The organism is Pseudomonas sp. H1_A03 (assembly GCF_054685145.1).
This window is the reverse complement of the sequence record NZ_CP162829.1, coordinates 4961187-4980596: the sequence shown is the minus strand read 5'-3', so window position 1 is coordinate 4980596 and position 19410 is coordinate 4961187. Positions and strand designations below refer to the sequence as shown.

General features: G+C 61.2%; 11 protein-coding genes. 8 read left to right on the top strand and 3 right to left on the bottom strand.

Features of this window, described 5'->3' with window-relative positions:
- Positions 1-102: 102 nt before the first annotated feature.
- The 5 genes from AB4O35_RS22990 to AB4O35_RS22970 all read left to right on the top strand — a co-directional run bounded on the left by AB4O35_RS22990 (position 103) and on the right by AB4O35_RS22970 (position 5764).
- Positions 103-750: a nicotinamidase gene (locus tag AB4O35_RS22990; protein WP_065876161.1), complete on the top strand. Its 648-nt coding sequence runs from the start codon at positions 103-105 to the stop codon at positions 748-750.
- 11 nt (positions 751-761) lie between these two features.
- A complete protein-coding gene (gene pncB, locus AB4O35_RS22985) occupies positions 762-1979 on the top strand; it encodes a nicotinate phosphoribosyltransferase (protein ID WP_065881362.1) in 1218 nt (405 codons plus the stop codon).
- Between the two features lies 1 nt (position 1980).
- Entirely contained in the window at positions 1981-2790 is an 810-nt protein-coding gene (gene nadE / locus AB4O35_RS22980) for an ammonia-dependent NAD(+) synthetase (RefSeq protein WP_065876159.1), read from the top strand.
- A gap of 209 nt (positions 2791-2999) precedes the next feature.
- On the top strand, positions 3000-4130 hold the full coding sequence (locus tag AB4O35_RS22975) for a hypothetical protein (RefSeq protein WP_175403071.1): 1131 nt from the start codon (positions 3000-3002) through the stop codon (positions 4128-4130).
- Between the two features lie 278 nt (positions 4131-4408).
- On the top strand, positions 4409-5764 hold the full coding sequence (locus tag AB4O35_RS22970; protein WP_065876158.1) for an MATE family efflux transporter: 1356 nt from the start codon (positions 4409-4411) through the stop codon (positions 5762-5764).
- On the opposite strand, the gene AB4O35_RS22965 is transcribed toward AB4O35_RS22970, so the two are convergent.
- Complete coding sequence (locus AB4O35_RS22965) at positions 5748-6335, bottom strand: TetR/AcrR family transcriptional regulator (protein WP_065876157.1); 588 nt, start codon at positions 6333-6335, stop codon at positions 5748-5750. The genes AB4O35_RS22970 and AB4O35_RS22965 overlap by 17 nt on opposite strands.
- A 141-nt stretch (positions 6336-6476) precedes the next feature.
- Here AB4O35_RS22965 and AB4O35_RS22960 point away from each other — a divergent pair, with 141 nt between their 5' ends.
- Positions 6477-7649: an MFS transporter gene (locus AB4O35_RS22960; RefSeq protein WP_065876156.1), complete on the top strand. Its 1173-nt coding sequence runs from the start codon at positions 6477-6479 to the stop codon at positions 7647-7649.
- Here the strand turns inward: AB4O35_RS22960 and AB4O35_RS22955 are convergent, their stop codons facing one another.
- Both AB4O35_RS22955 and AB4O35_RS22950 read right to left on the bottom strand, forming a co-directional pair.
- Positions 7650-8015: a type II toxin-antitoxin system HicB family antitoxin gene (locus AB4O35_RS22955; RefSeq protein ID WP_065876155.1), complete on the bottom strand. Its 366-nt coding sequence runs from the start codon at positions 8013-8015 to the stop codon at positions 7650-7652.
- Positions 8012-8263 (bottom strand): type II toxin-antitoxin system HicA family toxin, encoded by a 252-nt coding sequence (locus AB4O35_RS22950; RefSeq protein WP_038846635.1) that lies wholly within the window; start codon positions 8261-8263, stop codon positions 8012-8014. Before AB4O35_RS22950 ends, AB4O35_RS22955 begins: the two co-directional genes overlap by 4 nt.
- A 209-nt stretch (positions 8264-8472) precedes the next feature.
- On the opposite strand from AB4O35_RS22950, the gene AB4O35_RS22945 reads away from it, so the two are divergent.
- Positions 8473-13956 (top strand): amino acid adenylation domain-containing protein, encoded by a 5484-nt coding sequence (locus AB4O35_RS22945; RefSeq protein WP_460149304.1) that lies wholly within the window; start codon positions 8473-8475, stop codon positions 13954-13956.
- Entirely contained in the window at positions 13919-19408 is a 5490-nt protein-coding gene (locus AB4O35_RS22940; protein WP_460149303.1) for an amino acid adenylation domain-containing protein, read from the top strand. The genes AB4O35_RS22945 and AB4O35_RS22940 overlap by 38 nt, the downstream gene beginning before the upstream one ends.
- The last annotated feature ends 2 nt before the right edge of the window (positions 19409-19410 follow it).

Here is a 19410-nt window from a genome sequence, read left to right as displayed (position 1 = left end):
AACAGATATGTCATGTACTGGCGTAAAGATAGATAACTAAATGTTTCTTGCAATGAAAGTACATGACGTGTACTTTTGTTTCCAGGCCACAGGAGAGCTGCCATGACCCTCGCGAAAACTGCCATTGCTTCATTCGACGTCGACGCCCAGAAGAGCTTCACGCCGCTGTGCCCCGATGAGTTACCGGTGGCCGGCGGTGACCAGATCGGTGCCGAGCTCAACTTCATGGCGAGCCTCGCCGGCCACCGTGTCGGCAGCAAGGACGCCCACACCCCGCACGCGCCCTGGGTGGTCACCCAGCACAGCGAGATGCTGCGGCCCACCGGCCTGGCCCATGCCGATGTGACGTGGGTGAGCCACTGCGTTCCCGGCACCGAAGGCTTTACCTTGCTCGACGAGCTGCCCACCCCGTATGACTACGATTACTTCATCTGGAAAGGCGTCGAACCCGACCTGCACCCCTACGGCGCCTGCTACCACGACCTGCACGACAAGCTGTCCACCGGCGTGATCGAGTACCTGAACGCCAGAGGCGTCAGGCGTGTGATCGTCGGCGGCCTGGCCTTGGACTACTGCGTCAAGACCACCGCGTTGCAACTGCTCAAGGCCGGCCTGGAAGTGGTCCTGCACCTGCCGGCGTGCCGGGGTATTACCGAGGAGGGCGGCGTACAGGCCGTCAATGCGTTGCTCAAAGCCGGTGCCGTCATCAGCAGCACCCGCGAAGAACTGGCCGCGATGGCCGCGCGTTAAGGAGACACACCATGGAAAGTGCATACGACTACGAATCCCCGGTGATCCAGGGTTTGCTCGACACCGACTACTACACCTTCACCATGATGCAGGCGGTGTTGCACCAGCACCCCAATGTCGATGTGGAATACAACTTCATCGTCCGGTCCAAGGAAAAGCTCGGCCACTTGATCCCGCAACTGCGCGACGAGCTGGAGAAGCTCGCCGGCCTGCAGATGCGTGAGGGCGAGCTGCGCTTCTTGTTCAACCCGCGTTTTCGTGAGTACCTCACGCCGGATTACGAGCGCTTTCTCGGCCTGTTCCGCTTCAACCTGCGTTATATCCACGTCAGTGAGGTCGACGGCCAACTCAACATCCGTGTGGTCGGCCCGATGCTGCATTGCATCATGTTCGAGCAACCGGTACTGGCGCTGGTCAGCGAGCTGCGCAACCGCGATAAATACCCCGACGTGACCCTGGAAGACATCACCCGTAAGCTCTACCAGAAGTTCGACTGGCTGGAGAAAAACCTCAGCCGCGACGAACTGGCCGACTTGCGCGTCTCCGATTTTTCCACCCGCCGGCGCCTGTCGTTCAAGGCTCAGCGCGAAGTGGTCGACATCATGCGCCGCGACTTCCCCGGCCAGTTCGTCGGCACCAGCAACGCGCACCTGGCCTACGAATTCGACCTGCCGCTGATCGGCACCATGGCCCACCAGTGGATGATGGTGCACCAGCAACTGGGCCGGCTGCGCGAAAGCCAGAACGCCGGCCTGGAAAACTGGGTGCGTGAATACCGCGGCCGCTTGGGTATTGCCTTGACCGACACCATCAGCACCGACTTTTTCCTCAAGGATTTTGACCTGTACTTCGCCAAACTGTATGACGGGCTGCGCCAGGACTCCGGCGACCCCATCGTCTGGGCCGACAAAGTCCTGGCCCGCTACAAGCAACTGGGCATCGACCCGATGACCAAGGACCTGATGTTTTCCGATGGCCTGAACTTCGAAAAATGCTTGCCGATATTGCGCCACGTGCGCGGCAAGGCCAAGTTCGGTTTCGGCATGGGCACCAGCCTGGCCTGCGATGTGGAAGGCGTCGAACCGCTGAGCATCGTGATGAAACTGGTGCGGGTGCACGGTGAGCCGGTGGTGAAGTTCTCGGATGACCCGATCAAGAATGTCTGCGAAGACCCCTCGTTTTTGCAGTACGCGGCAAAGGTGTTCAATGTCGGCAGCGTGGAGGTGTGACATGCAAAATCGTATCGCGCAGGAACTGAATATCAATCGGCAACTGGTCAAGGGCGGTGAAGCCAAGGAAATTCAACGGCGCATCGACTTCATCAAGACCACCTTGCGCAGCTCCGGCTGCAAGGCCCTGGTGCTGGGCATCAGTGGCGGCGTCGATTCCCTCACCGCCGGCCGCCTGTGCCAACTGGCAGTCGAGCAGTTGCGGGCCGAGGGCTACGCCTCACGCTTTGTCGCCATGCGCCTGCCCTATAAAACTCAGGCAGACGAAAGCGACGCCCAGGCCTCCCTGGATTTCATCACCCCGGACCACACCGAAACGCTGAACATCGCCGCCAGTGTCGACGGCCTGATGGCCAGCCTGACCGCTACCGAAGCCAACGCCAGCCAAGTTGACTTCATCAAAGGCAACGTCAAGGCGCGCACACGGATGATTGCCCAGTACGCTGTGGCCAATCTGCACAACGGCCTGGTGGTCGGCACCGACCACGGCGCCGAAGCACTGATGGGTTTTTTCACCAAATTCGGCGACGGTGCTTGTGATCTGGCACCGCTGTCGGGCCTGACCAAAACCCAAGTGCGCTTACTGGCCAGCGCCCTCGGCGCGCCGGACAACCTGGTGCATAAACATCCCACCGCCGATCTCGAAGAGCTGGCGCCGGGCAAACTGGATGAACACGCCTACGGCTGCACGTATGCAGAGATCGATGCCTACCTGATGGGCGAACCGGTGAGTGAGCACGTGAGGTCGATTGTCGAGGGGGCGTACAGCAAGACAGCACACAAACGCTCGCTGCCTATCACCCCCGCGTGATCGTTCCCCAAACGACTAAGATCCACCGTGGGCGCTGGCGTGCCTGGGATAGCGGTGGGTCAGCGAACAGTCATGCTTCCTACCGGTGAAAATCGCTCCCAGCCGTCCGCGGGAACTGTTTTTCCGCTCATGACCACAGATGGAATGTTGATCCAGCGCCCAGTCGGTTGGGGTTGGCAGTTATCGATTCCAGTATCTGAGGTCTTGCTATGTCCTATGTAAATCTTCGTCAGGAAACACCTTATTGCGGTGATTTCAGCCCTCGCTGCGAGCAACCCAAGGCTACCTCTGATAATGCTGGTTGGCGTGCACCCAACTCAGTGGTTGCGCGGGACTTCGCTAGAAACTTCGATTACTTCCAGAGTGCTGACAGCGGGTTTGTGACGCAGAAATCCCTTCAGAACGCGGCTAACCGCCCACTGACCGGAAATCCGTTTCATGATCAGATGACGTTTTTGGCAAGGGAGATTCTCCAACGGCCTGAATTGAACGCCATGCTTGACGGAATCAACCATGGCGGTTCATCAGATGGGTTAATCAGCAAGGGCGACGTGGACCGGACCGTTGCTCACATCGATCAGCAAGAAGCACCTCCCATGCGGGAATTTCCAGGGCGGTACAGCGGCGCCATGCAGCGCCAGCGCCTCGAAAACCAATATGCACCTCAGGCTGATTGGCAACAGCCAATCATGTCTGCACCGCACTACGCTAATGAAAACCAATGGGATGGCTCGATGTCAGCGTCGGGGCAGCGTCCTTATGCGAACGACAGCAAGCAAGATCTTCTCAACAAGATACTGGCGCGTTTCAGTTCATTTGAAGATCCAAACTCCCCGGGTTTGATCACCGACAAATCACTCACTGCGGTTGCCAGCGGTTATCACTTGGATGGTCGGCCCGCCACGAGAGCCGAGATGGCGTTGGCCAATGAGCTGCTTGAGCGCGGTGAGGTGTTCAAGGAACTTGATCAAAGCGGCACGGGCGTTCTTGATGGGGCGTTCTCCAGGGATAACCTGGCCTACTCGTCGGACAAGTACCGGAATATGGATAACCACGACCTGATTCAGGGCATAAAGGATAACTTCAGGCAGTTCACCGCTGGCACAAACGACGACTACATTAACGTCAATGAGTTGAAGGAGGCTGCTGGAGTTATTCCGTCGAATCGAATGTTCAGCCCCGAAGCACAGCAACTTGCGGCTGAGCTGCTCAAGCGTCCCGGACTGTTGCGCGAGCTGGATATTGGGACTAACAGCCAGGGCGGGGTGGGCTACGAGGACAATCGTTTCGATATGGCTAACATCGACTACATACTCAATAACGGGCACGCGCCGGCCTGAGCCAGAGTGAGCAACTGCCCCACGGCGGCCACAAAAAAGCACGGGGTTTGAGACGACGGTATTTTTGTAGTGAGCGGGCGTGCCCTAATGCCAGTCAGTCAAGGGCGAAGATGTACCTGTGGCGGGGGAGTTTTGCCGCTCTTCCGACTTCTTAACTGACTGCATTAGGGCACGCCCGGCCACTACAAAGGCCATGTTCAGAATCCCGTCCCTTAACTGATGGGATCCACTTACGGTATAACCTTCGGACGCTTTAGTTATCCGAGGCCCCGTTTTTCATGCAAAGCCCCTTGCAACGCCCGCTCTGGCAGATCTACCTGATCTTTCTGGCACCGATGGTGCTGTCCAACTTCCTGCAAAGCTTTTCCGGCACCCTCAATGGCATCTACGTCGGTCAAATGCTCGGCACCCAGGCGCTGGCAGCGGTGTCGGGGATGTTTCCCATCGTGTTTTTCTTTATCGCCCTGGTGATTGGCCTGGGGGCGGGTGCCTCGGTGTTGATCGGCCAGGCCTGGGGCGCCCAGGAAACAGGGATGGTCAAGGCGATTACCGGCGCCACCCTGACCCTGGGGGCGCTGGTAGGTATGATCGCCGCAGTGCTGGGCAGCCTGTTTGCGCGCTCGGCCTTGCAGGCGTTGGGCACGCCGATTGATGTGCTCGACGATGCGGTCGGTTATGCCCAGAAAATGATGCTGATCATGCCGTTGCTGCTGGTGTTCATTCTCTACACCCAATTGCTGCGTGGCGTCAGCGATACGATCTCGCCGCTGCTGGCACTGATGGTCTCGACCCTGGTCGGCCTGCTGCTGACCCCGGCGCTGATTCGCGGCTGGATCGGCTTGCCGCCCATGGGTATCCAGAGCGCGGTATATGCCGGACTGGTAGGCAACGCCCTGGCAATGCTGTTTTTGATCTTGCGGCTGCGCCATAAAAACCATGTGATGGCGCCGGATCGCGAACTGCTCGCGGCCTTACGCCTGGACCGCGTGATTTTAGGAAAGGTCCTGCGCATAGGCCTGCCTACCGGCTTACAGATGGTGGTGCTGTCGCTGTCAGAATTGGTCATTCTCGCCCTGGTTAACGGTCATGGCTCCCAGGCCACCGCGGCGTATGGCGCGGTGACGCAAATCGTCAACTATGTGCAGTTTCCGGCACTGTCGATTGCCATCACCGCATCAATCCTCGGTGCGCAGGCCATTGGCGCCGGGCGCCTGGAACGCATTGGGCCGATCCTGCGCACGGGCTTGTTGATCAACACCTGCCTCACCGGCGGCCTGATTGTGCTGGGTTATGTGCTGTCCCACTGGTTACTCGGCCTGTTCATCACCGACGACGCGGCACGGATCAACGCCGAACACCTGCTGCACATCATGTTGTGGAGCATCCTAGTATTCGGCTTCCAAGCTGTGATCGGCGGGATCATGCGCGCCAGTGGCGTGGTGCTGATGCCGGTCGCGATCTCGATCTTCTGCGTGCTCTGCGTCGAGTTGCCGATTGCTTACCTGTTCAATGCCCACTTCGGCCTGGAAGGGGTGTGGATGGCGTTTCCGGTGACTTACCTGGCAATGCTGGCATTGCAGGCCGCGTATTACCGGTTGGTCTGGCGGCATAAGCAGATCAAGCGGCTGGTGTGAGGTACAGGCCTCGCAGCAACAGCTCCAGGCCCTGCAAGCCCTGCTCCAGTCGCTCGCCGGGGTGTTCATCGCGGGCGATCCATAGGGCGGTGTTGACCAGGCTGCCATTGATCAATTGCGCCAGCGCGACGCTCGGGGCCTGGTGGATGAGACCGGCCTGCATCAGGGCCTCCAGCAGTTGGCGCAATGATTCAACACACTGTTGCTGAGAGCCGGTATCACCCAATACGGCCGGCGCATCCTGCAACACAATGCGCTGTATTTCATTCTCCTGAGCCATGCGCAAGTAGGCGCGGCAGCGTTCGCAAAAACCACTCCAGGGGTCTGCGGCCTCATCCGAAATGCGCTGCAAGCTGGCGTCCATCTCGCTGTCGAGTTGGGCAACTACCGCAGCCAAGAGCCCTTTTTTGTCACCAAAGTGGTGGTACAACGCACCGCGGGTCAGGCCAGCACGGGCGGTGAAATCATCCATCGAAGTGTTGGCATAACCTTGCAAGGCGAAGGCCTGGCGCGCGCTGGCGATCAGCCGGGCGCGGGTGTCTTCGATCATTTCAGCACGGGCTCGGCTCATGGTAGGACTCACAATGGGCAAGTGAAAGATTGACATACGCTGCGTATGTTACGCATGATTTGACACATACGCACCGTATGTATTTTGCCTTGAGCCTTGCAGATAGCAAGTTCCAGGGCAATCAGGAAGAGGTCAAGCAGGATGGCAAACCCTTACGCCGAGTTGTTCCAGGTCCCTGGCGCCCGAGCTTTTGTGCTGGCGGGTATGCTGGCGCGCATGCCGATATCGATGACAGGCATTGGCTTGATCACCATGCTCTCGCAGGTGCATGGCGGGTATGGTCTGGCGGGCTCGGTGGCGGCGGTATTTGCCTTGGCCACGGCATTTTGCGCGCCGCAGGTGTCCAGGCTGGTGGACCGCCATAGCCAAGGGCGAGTACTGCCGATTGCCGCGCTGATCGGCGGCGGGGCGCTGCTGTTGTTGCTGCTGTGCACCCGCTTGCAGGCGCCGAACTGGATGCTGTTCCTGTTTGCCGCCTTGGCCGGGTGCATGCCAAACATGTCGGCCATGGTGCGGGCGCGGTGGACCGAGTTGTACCGCGGCCAGCCCAAGCTGCAAACCGCCTTTGCCCTGGAGTCGGTGCTGGATGAGGTGTGCTTCATCGTCGGCCCGCCGATTTCGGTGGGCCTGAGCGTGGTGCTGTTCCCGGAAGCGGGTCCGTTGGTGGCGGCGCTGTTGTTGGCGGTGGGCGTCACGACCTTTGTGTTGCAACGCGAGACAGAACCCCCTGTGCATGAGCATCAGGACCATCACGGCCGTTGGCTGATCGCTTCACCCTCCGTGTTGATCCTAATGGTCCTGCTGCTGGCCATGGGCGTGATCGTTGGCGTGGTGGATGTGGTCAGCGTCGCCTTTGCCCAGCATCAGGGCCAGCCGGCGGCGGCGAGCATTGTGCTGTCGGTATACGCCATTGGCTCGTGCCTGGCAGGGCTGGCGTTTGGCACCCTTAAACTCAAGGCGCCGTTGCCCCGGCAGTTCCTGTTCTGTGGCGTGGCTACGGCGTTGACCACCTTGCCATTGCTGCTGGTGACCAACATTCCTGGGCTTGCGGTGGCGATCTTTATTTCCGGGCTGTTCTTCGCTCCGACCCTGATCGTGGCCATGGCCCTGGTAGAGCAGATCGTGCCCGTCAGTCGCCTGACCGAAGGCATGACCTGGCTGATCACCGGCCTCAGCATTGGCGTGGCCATCGGCGCCGCCAGTTCCGGTTGGATGATCGACCACTTTGGCGCCACCAGCGGGTTCTGGGTCGCATTGGTGGCGGGGGCGGTGGTGCTGGGTTCCGCGGTGTTGGGGTCTCGGCGATTGGGGTAATCAGCCAAGCGCCGGGCAAGTATCTGCACTGTGATGCTGTAAAAATTCATTCAGTGCCTGGCGTGTCAGGTCATTGAGCGTCACTTTCTTGCGAGTCGCCGCCAGGGCCGCCGCCAAGTGCAGGTCATGGCCGACCCGGACATTAAAGGAGCCTTTGCAAGGCTTCTCCGGTGTATGCCCAAGGGTCTGGCAGGTGGTGAGATAGTCGTCCACTGCCTCACGAAATGCGGCGTCCAACTCGGCGACGGTTTTGCCTTCGTAGCTCACCAACGCCTTGATGAACAGAATCTTGCCGAACAGGCAGTTGTCTTCGAGGCTGGCTTCAATAGAGCCGATGTAGCCTTTGTGTTTCAGTTGGTTGTTCACTGAATCAGTTCTCCTGATTTCAATTGCTCGATGATCTGGCGCCGAATGTAGTGTTTCAGTTCGTTACCAGGGTGAGGCTTGTGCAAGGTGATCATTGCACTGGGGTCACCGATGTCGAATTTGACGCGGCTTCCAGCCCCTTCAATCTGTGTGTAGCCGAGCCGACGCAGCAGCGTGACGAGTTCGGGCCAGGTAAATGCCATGTGCTCGTTGAGCAGTTTGGCGAGCAGCTTTTCATTTTTGGACACGGCGTTCCCTGCGTGTAACTAAATGTAGTTGCAAAAAGTGGGGTCCGTCAATGCTAGCTCGGGTTCGTGTGGTCTTCCTGAGATTGATGTAACCCCTGATGACACCTCGCGCCACGCCGCCCATCCCCCGCTAATTTTTCCCTCTCCGGTTCGTTTTATAGGGACGACGTGCCTTTGTGCTTCCTGCCTATTGCTCCGGACTCCAAGAAATGAATGCTGAAGACTCCTTGAAACTTGCTCGCCGGTTTATCGGGTTGCCTCTGGAAAAGCGCCAATTGTTCCTGCAGGCCTTGCAGAAAGAAGGCGTGGATTTTTCCCGGTTTCCGATTCCGGCAGGGGTGGCAGTGGAGGATCGCCAGGCGCCGTCCTACGCGCAGCAGCGCATGTGGTTTCTATGGCAATTGGATCCCGCCAGCGGCGCCTACAACCTGCCGGGTGCGGTGCGTCTGACGGGCGCGTTGAACCTGGGCGCACTTGAGCAGGCATTCGCCAGCTTGGTCGCGCGCCACGAAACATTGCGCACGGTGTTCCAGCGCCAGGCTGATGAGCGCCTGTTGCAGGTGGCGGCGCAAACGTCGTTAAGCGTCGAGCAACTCGATCTGAGCAATCTGGCCCACGCTGAGCGCGAACAGGCCGTCAACGAAGCGGCGACCCGTCAATCGCTGCTGCCGTTCGACCTGGAAAACGGCCCGCTGCTGCGCGTGCAATTGCTCAAGCTCGATGCCCAGGAACACGTATTGCTGTTGACCTTGCACCACATCGTTTCTGACGGCTGGTCGATGAACGTGCTGATCGATGAGTTCATCCGCTGCTACGACGCCCATGAGCGTGATGAAACCCCGCAATTGCCGGCCTTGCCGATCCAGTACAGCGACTACGCCCTGTGGCAACGCCGCTGGCTGGAGGCCGGCGAACAGGCTCGCCAACTGGACTACTGGCAGGCGCGCCTGGGCGATGAGCATCCGGTGCTGGAACTGCCCACGGACCGCCCGCGTCCAGCCATGCCGAGCTACCAAGGCACGCGCTATAACTTCGCAATCGGCCCGCAGTTGGCGACACAACTGCGCACTTGCGCACAAAAACACAACGTCACCCTGTTCATGCTGTTGCTCGGTGCTTTCAACGTGCTCCTGCATCGCTACACCGGGCAAGGCGACATCCGCGTTGGCGTGCCCATTGCCAACCGCAACCGGACTGAAGTCGAAGGGTTGATCGGCTTTTTCGTCAACACCCAAGTCTTGCGCACCGAATTGACCGGGCAAACCCGCATCAATGAACTGCTGCAAGGCATCAAAGAGCATGCCTTGGGTGCGCAGGCCCATCAGGATCTGCCGTTCGAGCGTCTGGTAGAAGCCCTCAAGGTCGAGCGCAGCCTGAGCCATACGCCGCTGTTCCAAGTGATGTACAACCACCAGCCGGTGGTCGCCGACATCGCAAGCGTCAGCACCGCCTCCGGCCTGGAGCTGGCGCTGGTGGAATGGCAAGGCCGCACCACCCAGTTCGACCTGACCCTCGATACCTATGAAAAGTCCGGCACACTGCACGCCGCGCTGACCTACGCCAATGACCTGTTCGACGCGTCGTCTATCCAGCGCATGGCCGCGCACTGGATCAGCCTGTTGCAGTCCATGGTGGGCGACGGTGAGCAGCGCATCGGTGAATTGCCGATGCTGGCCGCGCATGAACAGCAGGTGTTGATCCAAACCTGGAACCGGACCGACGAGGCATATCCGACTGAGCGCGGCATTCATCACCTGATCGAAGACCAGGTACGGGCCACGCCCGATGCGCCGGCGCTGGTGTTTGGCGCTGCCACGCTGACTTACGCTCAGTTGGATGCGCGTGCAAACCAACTGGCGCATGCCCTGCGCGCGAAGGGCGTTGGCCCCGACGCCCTGGTGGGGATTTGCGTCGAGCGTTCCATCGAAATGGTGGTCGGTCTGCTGGCGATTCTCAAGGCGGGTGGCGCCTACCTCCCGCTGGACCCCGAATACCCCCCGGAACGCCTGGCCTACATGGTCGAGGACAGCGGCATCCAGTTGTTGCTCAGCCAGCGTAGCCTGTTGCCGTTGCTGCCTGCCGATGGCATTCAGGTGATTGCCCTGGACCAGCCCGCCGGCTGGCTCGATGGCTACCGTACTGAATCGCCAAACGTCAGCCTGCACGCGTTGAACCTAGCCTACGTGATCTACACTTCCGGCTCCACCGGCAAGCCCAAGGGCGCCGGCAACAGCCATCGTGCGCTGGTCAATAGGCTGTGCTGGATGCAGCAGGCCTATGGCTTGGACGCCAGCGATGCGGTCCTGCAGAAAACGCCTTTCAGCTTCGACGTCTCGGTGTGGGAATTCTTCTGGCCGCTGATGACCGGTGCACGCCTGGTAGTCGCAATGCCGGGCGAACACCGCGAGCCGGCTCGTCTGATCGAGACCATCAGGCAACACCGCATCACTACGCTGCACTTCGTGCCGTCGATGCTCCAAGCGTTTATCCATGAGCCAGGTGTGCAGTCTTGCATCAGCCTGCAACGTATCGTCTGCAGCGGCGAAGCCTTGCCACTGGACGCGCAGTTGCACGTGTTCGCCAAATTGCCCCAGGCCGGGTTGTTCAATCTCTACGGCCCGACCGAAGCGGCCATCGACGTTACCCACTGGACCTGCGTCGACGAAGGCGCCGACAGCGTGCCCATTGGTCGGCCCATCGCCAACCTCGGCACCTACGTGCTCGACGCCCAGCTCAACCCTGTTCCCACGGGCGTCAGCGGCGAGCTGTACTTGGGCGGCACTGGCCTGGCGCGCAGTTACCATCGGCGGCCGGCGCTCACCGCCGAGCGTTTTGTGCCGAGCCCCTTCGGTGAAGGCGCACGCCTTTACCGCACCGGCGACCGCGTGCGCCAGCGGGCCGACGGGGTAATCGAATACCTTGGCCGCCTCGATCACCAGGTCAAGTTGCGCGGCCTGCGGATCGAACTGGGTGAAATCGAGGCGCGCCTTATGCAGCACCCATCGGTGCGTGAAGCCGTCGTGCTGGTGCAGGGCGGCAAGCAGTTGGTGGGCTATCTAGTGTTGGAAGGCGCAGCGCCGCGCGACCTCAAGGCCTGGTTGCTCAGCAGCCTGCCGGAATACATGGTGCCCACCCACATGGTGCCCCTGGACAAGTTGCCGGTGACTGCCAACGGCAAGCTTGACCGCAAAGCCTTGCCATTGCCGGACGCCACCCCACAGCAGGCCTATGTCGCGCCGGAAAATGACCTGCAAAAAGCCTTGGCGGCGATCTGGAGTGATGTGCTTGGCACGCCGCAGATCGGCCTGGAAGACAACTTCTTCGAACTGGGCGGTGACTCGATCATCTCCATCCAAGTGGTCAGCCGTGCGCGCCAGGCGGGCATACGCCTCAGCCCGCGGGATTTGTTCCAATACCAGAGCGTGCGCAGCCTGGCGCTGGTGGCCGCCTTTGAGCAGGCAACCGTTATCGAACAAGGGCCAGTCACCGGCGAGGTGATCCTCACTCCTGTGCAGCACAGCTTCTTCGAGCAGGCGATCCCGGCGCGTGAGCATTGGAACCAGTCGTTGCTGCTGACCCCGCGCGAAACCCTGGAGCCCGCGCGCCTTGCAGCGGCCTTGACCCAGTTGATCAACCACCACGACGCCCTGCGCCTGCGCTTTGTGCAACAGGCCGAAGGCTGGCAGCAAACCCATGCCGAGCCGGTGACAACCACCGAGTTGTGGCAAGCCAACGTCGCTGACGACGCCGAGTTGGCCGCACTTTGCGATAGCGCCCAGCGCAGTCTCAATCTTGAACACGGACCACTGGTACGCGCGGTCCTGGTCGCGATGGCCGATGGCACCCAGCGCCTGCTGCTGATGATCCATCACCTAGTGGTGGATGGCGTGTCGTGGCGCATCCTGCTTGAAGATTTGCAACAGGCTTACCGCAACGCCGCACTGCCGCCCAAGACCAGCGCCTACCAGCGGTGGGCGCAGCAATTGCAGGCCCATGCGCAGACGCTGGACGACCAACTGCCGTACTGGCAGGCACAGACTGCGAGCGCCGACTTGCCGTGCGACAACCCTCAGGGTGGCCTGCAGAACCGTCTGGGCAGCAAGCTGGAAATCCGCCTCAGTGCCGAACACACACGCCAACTCCTGCAAGACGCCCCGGCGGCCTATCGCACCCAGGTCAACGACCTGTTGCTGACCGCACTGGCGCGCGTCATCAGCCGTTGGAGCGAGCAACCCGCCGCACTGATCCAACTGGAAGGGCATGGCCGCGAAGACCTGTTCGACACAGTCGACCTGAGCCGCACGGTTGGCTGGTTCACCAGCTTATTTCCCGTACGCCTGCAAGCCGACGGCGAACTGTCGAGTGCGATCAAGTCGGTGAAGGAGCAGCTGCGCGCCGTGCCGCACAAAGGAATCGGCTACGGCCTGTTGCGCTACCTTGGCGCGCCTGACGCCCGCGAGGCCTTGTCAGGCCTGGCCGCGCCGCGCATCACCTTCAACTACCTGGGCCAGTTCGACCGCCAGTTCAACGAATCGGCGCTGTTCGTTCCGGCGACCCAGGGCAGCGGCCAGGCCCAGGACCCTGAAGCGCCGTTGGCCAACTGGCTGACGGTGGAAGGGCAGGTGTACGGCGGTGAATTGGCCCTGCAGTGGGGCTTCAGCCGCGAGATGTTTGAGGTGTCGACCATTCAGCGCCTGGTGGATGACTACCAGCAGGAGCTGCTGGCGCTGATCGAACATTGCGTCGACCCGCAACAGGGCGGCCTGACCCCCGCCGACGTGCCGTTGACCCGCCTGACCCAGCCACAGTTGGACGATTTGGCCTTGCCATGCCGGGGCGTGCAGGACCTGTATCCGCTGTCGCCCATGCAACAAGGCATGCTGTTTCACAGCCTGTACCAGCAGGGGCAGGACGACATTTACGTCAGCCAATTACGCGCTGATATCCAGGGCCTGGATGTGCCACGTTTCCAACGTGCCTGGGCGCAGGTGCTGGCGCGGCATGACATGCTGCGCACCGGGTTTGTCTGGCAGGACGCGCAGACGCAGCCGTTGCAAGCGGTCTACCGCGATGCCGTGTTGCCGTTCGCCGAATACGACTGGCAGGCGCGCCCCGACCAGCAAGCGGCACTCGACGCATTGAGCGAGGCCACACGGGCACAAGGGTTTGTGCTGGAACGGGCGCCGCTGCTGAGCCTGAAACTGGTGCGTACCGGTGCCGAGCGTTTTCATCTGATCTATACCAACCACCACATCCTGCTGGACGGTTGGAGCCGTGCCCAGCTGTTTGGCGAAGTCTTGCAGCATTACGCCGGCCAGCCGTTGCCGGCGATCCAGGGGCATTACCGCGACTATATCGCCTGGTTGCAGGCGCAGGATGTGGCGGCCAGCGAGGTGTTCTGGAAAAGCCAATTGGCGGCGCTGCAAACGCCGACGCGTCTGGCGCGTAGCGTATCGACCCATCCTTCGCCGAGCAAAGGCACGCTGCATCTGGCCCTCGATCAGGCGCAGACCGCGCAACTCAGGGCATTTGCCCTGGCGCACAAGGTCACCCTCAATACCGTGGTTCAAGCCGCCTGGCTACTATTGCTGCAACGTCAGACCGGCCAGGACACGGTCGCCTTCGGCGCCACCGTTTCCGGTCGGCCAGCGGGGGTTGCAGGGCATCGAGCAGCAGGTCGGCTTGTTTATTAACACCTTGCCGATCATCGCCACGCCCAGCCCGCAGCTGTGGGTCGGCGAATGGTTGCAGCAGTTGCAAGAACTGAACCTGAGCCTGCGCGAGCACGAACACACACCGCTGTTCGATATCCAGCGCTGGGCCGACACGGGCGGTACGGCATTATTCGACACCCTCCTGGTCGTTGAAAACTACCCGGTCTCTGCGGCATTGGCACAGGGCGCGCCGGCCGGGCTGGCGTTCAGCAACGTGCAAAATATCGAGCAGACGCACTATCCATTAACCGTGCTGTTGGGTGCAGGTGCAGCGCTGGAATTCGAATTCAGCTTCGATACAGAACTGTTCGGCGAGGGCGAGATTCGCCAACTGGCCGAGTACTACCAGCACCTGCTGCACAGTTTGAGCGGTGCGGCCGAGCAACGCCTGGGCGATCTACCGACCCTGGCGGACGCTGTGCGCCAACACGTGGTCTACGACTGGAATGCCACTGCGCGCGATTACCCGTTGCACCGCAGCGTGCATCAGTTGATCGAAGAGCAGGCCGCGCGCACGCCGGATGCACCTGCGCTGGTCTTCGCGCAGCAGCGTTTGAATTATGCGCAGTTGAACCGCCGCGCCAATCGCCTGGCCCATCGCTTGATCGAAGCGGGGGTGGGCCCGGACGTGTTGGTGGGCCTGGCTGTGGAACGCTCTATCGACATGGTGGTGGGCTTGCTCGCCGTCCTCAAGGCCGGTGGCGCCTATGTGCCGCTGGACCCGGAATACCCGCGTGAGCGCCTGGCCTACATGCTCGACGACAGCGGCGTAAAGTTGCTGTTGACCCAGGCCCATCTGCTTGAGCAATTGCCGCTTCCGCCCGGTGTCGAGAGCCTGGTACTGAGTGACGCGGGGTTCGACGCTTACAGCGAAGCCAATCCAGACGTTGCACTGGATGGCGAAAACCTCGCCTATGTGATCTACACCTCAGGCTCCACCGGGCAACCCAAAGGCGCCGGTAATCGGCACTCGGCATTGGCCAACCGCTTGCAATGGATGCAGGAAGCCTATGCACTGGACGCCAGCGACAGCGTGTTGCAAAAGACCCCGTTCAGCTTTGACGTGTCGGTGTGGGAGTTTTTCTGGCCGTTGATGACCGGCGCGCGCCTGGTGGTCGCGGCGCCTGGCGATCACCGTGATCCGGCCAGGCTGATCCACCTGATCAATCAAGCGCAAGTCACCACGCTGCACTTTGTGCCGTCGATGTTGCAGGCGTTCCTGCAGGATCCGACGGTATCGAGCTGCCAGAGCCTGCAACGCATCGTGTGCAGCGGCGAAGCGCTGCCGATTGATGCCCAGCAGCAAGTCTTCGCCAAGCTGCCCGAAGCCAGGCTCTTCAACCTGTACGGTCCGACCGAAGCGGCCATCGATGTGACCCACTGGACATGTGTCGATGAAGGCTGCGATGCGGTACCGATTGGACGCCCGATTGCCAACCTCGGTTGCTACATCCTTGACAGCAACTTCGCGCCCGTCCCGGTCGGTGTGCTGGGCGAGCTGTACCTGGGCGGTATTGGCCTGGCCCGTGGTTATCACCGTCGGCCGGCACTCACGGCCGAGCGCTTTATCGCGCACCCATTCGTCAAAGGCGAACGCCTGTACCGCACCGGCGACCTGGCACGCTACCGTGAAGACGGCGTGATCGAGTACGCCGGGCGTATCGACCATCAAGTCAAGCTGCGCGGCCAGCGCATCGAGCTGGGTGAAATCGAAGCGCGCCTGCTGGAACACGACTGGGTCCGCGAGACGGCGGTGTTGGCGGTAGGCGGCCAATCCTTGGTGGGCTATCTGGTGCTGCAAAACGCGGGTGATGATTGGCGCGATGTATTGAGCGCCCACCTGGCCCAGCACCTGCCGGACTACATGATACCGGCGCAGTGGATGCTGCTGGCACAGATGCCCCTGAGCCCGAATGGCAAGCTGGACCGCAAGGCGTTGCCTTCGGTCGACGTGCAAACCCGTGAATACGTGGCGCCGCACACCGAACTGGAACGCCGGGTCGCCGCCATTTGGGCCGAGGTATTGGGCGTGGAACAGGTCGGCCTGAATGACCATTTCTTTGAGCTGGGCGGACACTCCCTGTTAGCCACCCAAGCCATATCGCGCACTCGCCATGGTCTTGGCCTGGATGTCGGGTTGAAGGCACTGTTCGACCAGCCGGTCCTCGGTCGCTTCGTGGAGGCGTTGACTGACGCCAGGGTTGAAACCAGCCCGATAGCGCGGGCCGAGCGCAACCAGCCATTGGCGCTGTCCTACGCTCAGGAACGCCAGTGGTTCCTCTGGCAACTGGACCCGCACAGCGCGGCCTATCACGTGCCCAGCGCACTACGCCTCAAGGGGCAACTGGATCACATCGCGTTGCAGCGCGCTTTCGACACCCTGGTCGCACGCCATGAAAGCCTGCGTACTCATTTGCAGCAGGATGCTGACCGTACGGTGCAAGTGGTCAGCCCTGAACTACGCATTGAAATCAGCTTGGCCGAAGCGAATGAGGCGAACCTGAAGGCGTTGGTAGAAGCCCGCATCACCCAGCCGTTCGACTTGCGCCAGGGCCCGCTGATGCGCGTCAGCCTGCTGCGCCTGGCCGCGGATGAGCATGTGCTGGTGCTGGTGCAGCACCACATCATTTCCGATGGCTGGTCGATGCAAGTGATGGTCGATGAATGGGTACAGCTCTACGCCGCCTATAGCCAGGGGCAGCCGCTGCAACTGCCGGCGCTGCCGATCCAGTACGCCGACTACGCCGCGTGGCAACGCCAGTGGATGGAAGCGGGGGAGACCGCGCGTCAACTTGACTATTGGCGTGAACTGCTCGGCGGCGAACAACCGGTGCTTGAGCTGCCATTCGATCACCAGCGGCCCGCGGTGCCGACTCATCGCGGGGCACGGCTGAACATGCCATTGCCTGCGGCGCTGCTCGACAGCCTCAAGGCCCTGGCCCAGCGCGAAGGCGTGACGTTGTTCATGCTGTTGCTGGCGTCCTACCAGGCGTTGTTGCATCGCTACAGCGGCCAGCAGGATATTCGCGTGGGTGTGCCGATCGCCAACCGTAACCGGGTCGAAACCGAGCGGCTGATCGGTTTCTTCGTCAATACCCAGGTGCTCAAGGCCGATATCGACGGGCAGACCACCGTTGCCCAGTTGCTCGCTCAGGTCAAGCAGCGTGCGCTGCAAGCCCAGGCTCATCAGGACTTGCCGTTCGAGCAATTGGTGGAAGCGCTGCAACCGGAGCGCAGCCTGAGCTTGAGCCCGTTGTTCCAGGTCGCGTTCAACCACCATGTCAGCCTGGCGGGCGGGCATCTGCGGCGCCTGGAACAGCTGCAGATCAGTCCGGTCAGCTGGGATGAGGCGGTTGCGCAGTTTGACTTGACCCTCGATATCGAAGAGTCCCAGGACGCATTGCGCGCCTCGCTGAGCTACGCCACTGACCTGTTCGACGCTGCCACCATTGAGCGCATGGCGCGGCATTGGCAGAACCTCTTGCAGGCGATGGTTGCCGATCAGCAACAGAACATTGGTCAGTTGAACCTGCTGGACCGTGACGAGCAACAGCACATTCTCCAACTGTGGGATCGCACCGACTCTGGCTTCCCGGCCACGCGCCTGGTCCATGAACTGTTCGCCGACCGCGCGGCTGAAAACCCCAATGCGGTGGCGGTGAAGTTCGATGCGCAAACCCTGAGCTATGGCCAGCTGGACAGCCAGGCCAACCGCCTCGCACATGCCTTGATCGCTCGAGGCGTCGGCCCGGAAGTGCGCGTGGCGATTGCCATGCCGCGCAGTGCCGAGAGCATGGTGGCGTTTCTTGCGGTGATGAAAGCCGGTGGTGTCTACGTGCCGCTGGATATCGAATACCCGCGTGATCGCCTGCTTTACATGATGCAAGACAGCCGTGCGCAATTGTTGCTGACGCACACCCGTGCCTTGCAGCAACTGCCGATCCCCGACGGCCTGGATAGCCTGGCGATTGATCGCACCGAAGACTGGAGCGATTACAGCGATACCGCACCGCACGTCGAATTGGATGGCGACAACCTGGCCTACGTGATCTACACCTCCGGTTCTACCGGCATGCCGAAGGGCGTGGCCGTCTCCCACGGCCCATTGGTGGCGCACATTATCGCGACCGGCGAGCGCTACGAAACCAGCCCGGCGGACTGCGAACTGCACTTCATGTCATTCGCTTTCGACGGCGCCCACGAAGGCTGGATGCACCCACTGATCAACGGTGCCAGCGTGCTGATCCGTGACGACAGCCTGTGGCTGCCCGAATACACCTACGAACAAATGCACCGCCATAACGTGACCATGGCCGTGTTCCCGCCGGTGTACCTGCAACAGCTGGCCGAACACGCTGAACGCGACGGCAACCCACCGGCTGTTCGTGTGTACTGCTTCGGCGGTGACGCGGTCGCACAGGCAAGCTACGACCTGGCCTGGCGGGCGCTGAAGCCGACCTACCTGTTCAATGGCTATGGCCCCACCGAAACTGTGGTCACGCCGTTGCTGTGGAAAGCGCGAAAAGGTGACCCATGCGGCGCCGTCTACGCGCCAATCGGCACGCTGTTGGGTAACCGCAGCGGCTACGTATTGGACTCGCAACTCAACCTGCAACCTATCGGTGTGGCCGGTGAGTTGTACCTGGGCGGCGAGGGCGTGGCCCGGGGGTACCTGGAGCGTCCGGCACTTACCGCGGAACGTTTTGTGCCGGATCCATTCGGCAAACCTGGCAGTCGCGTGTATCGCAGTGGCGACCTGACCCGTGGCCGTCCGGATGGCGTGGTGGATTACCTCGGCCGTGTCGACCATCAGGTGAAAATCCGTGGCTTCCGCATCGAGCTGGGTGAAATCGAAGCCCGACTGCGCGAGCAGGACAGCGTCGGCGAAACCGTTGTAGTCGCCCAAGACGGCCCGACCGGTAAGCAACTGGTCGCCTATGTGGTTCCGGCAGACGCCACCCTGGCCGACCAGGCCGAGTTCCGCGACAGCCTGCGCCGCGCCCTGAAAACCCGCCTGCCGGACTACATGGTGCCAGCGCACTTCATGTTCCTGGCGCAGATGCCACTGACCCCCAATGGCAAGCTCGATCGCAAGGGCCTGCCCGAACCGGATGCGAGCCTCATGCAGCAGGCTTATGTGGCCCCGGAAACCGAGCTGGAACAGCAGATCGCCGCGATCTGGGCCGACGTGCTGCGCCTGCCGCAGGTGGGCCTGAACGACAACTTCTTCGAGGTGGGCGGCCATTCCCTGCTGGCGATCCAGATCACCTCGCGGGTCCAGGCCGAACTGGGCTTGGAAGTGCCGTTGGTGGAAGTGTTCCAGACTGAAACGCTGCGTGCCTATGTGCAGGCCGCCGCCACCTTCCGCGCCGGCAGTGCGGAAGATTTTGATGATCTTCGTGACTTTTTGAGCGAACTAGAGGCGATTTGAAC

Excerpts from the sequence above, each read along its gene's own strand:
- AB4O35_RS22990 (WP_065876161.1), top strand. The coding sequence starts at position 103 with ATGACCCTCGCGAAAACTGCCATTGCTTCATTCGACGTCGACGCCCAG.
- AB4O35_RS22970 (WP_065876158.1), top strand. The coding sequence starts at position 4,409 with ATGCAAAGCCCCTTGCAACGCCCGCTCTGGCAGATCTACCTGATCTTT.
- pncB (WP_065881362.1), top strand. The coding sequence starts at position 762 with ATGGAAAGTGCATACGACTACGAATCCCCGGTGATCCAGGGTTTGCTC.
- AB4O35_RS22960 (WP_065876156.1), top strand. The coding sequence starts at position 6,477 with ATGGCAAACCCTTACGCCGAGTTGTTCCAGGTCCCTGGCGCCCGAGCT.
- AB4O35_RS22945 (WP_460149304.1), top strand. The coding sequence starts at position 8,473 with ATGAATGCTGAAGACTCCTTGAAACTTGCTCGCCGGTTTATCGGGTTG.
- AB4O35_RS22965 (WP_065876157.1), bottom strand. The coding sequence starts at position 6,335 with ATGAGCCGAGCCCGTGCTGAAATGATCGAAGACACCCGCGCCCGGCTG.
- nadE (WP_065876159.1), top strand. The coding sequence starts at position 1,981 with ATGCAAAATCGTATCGCGCAGGAACTGAATATCAATCGGCAACTGGTC.
- AB4O35_RS22975 (WP_175403071.1), top strand. The coding sequence starts at position 3,000 with ATGTCCTATGTAAATCTTCGTCAGGAAACACCTTATTGCGGTGATTTC.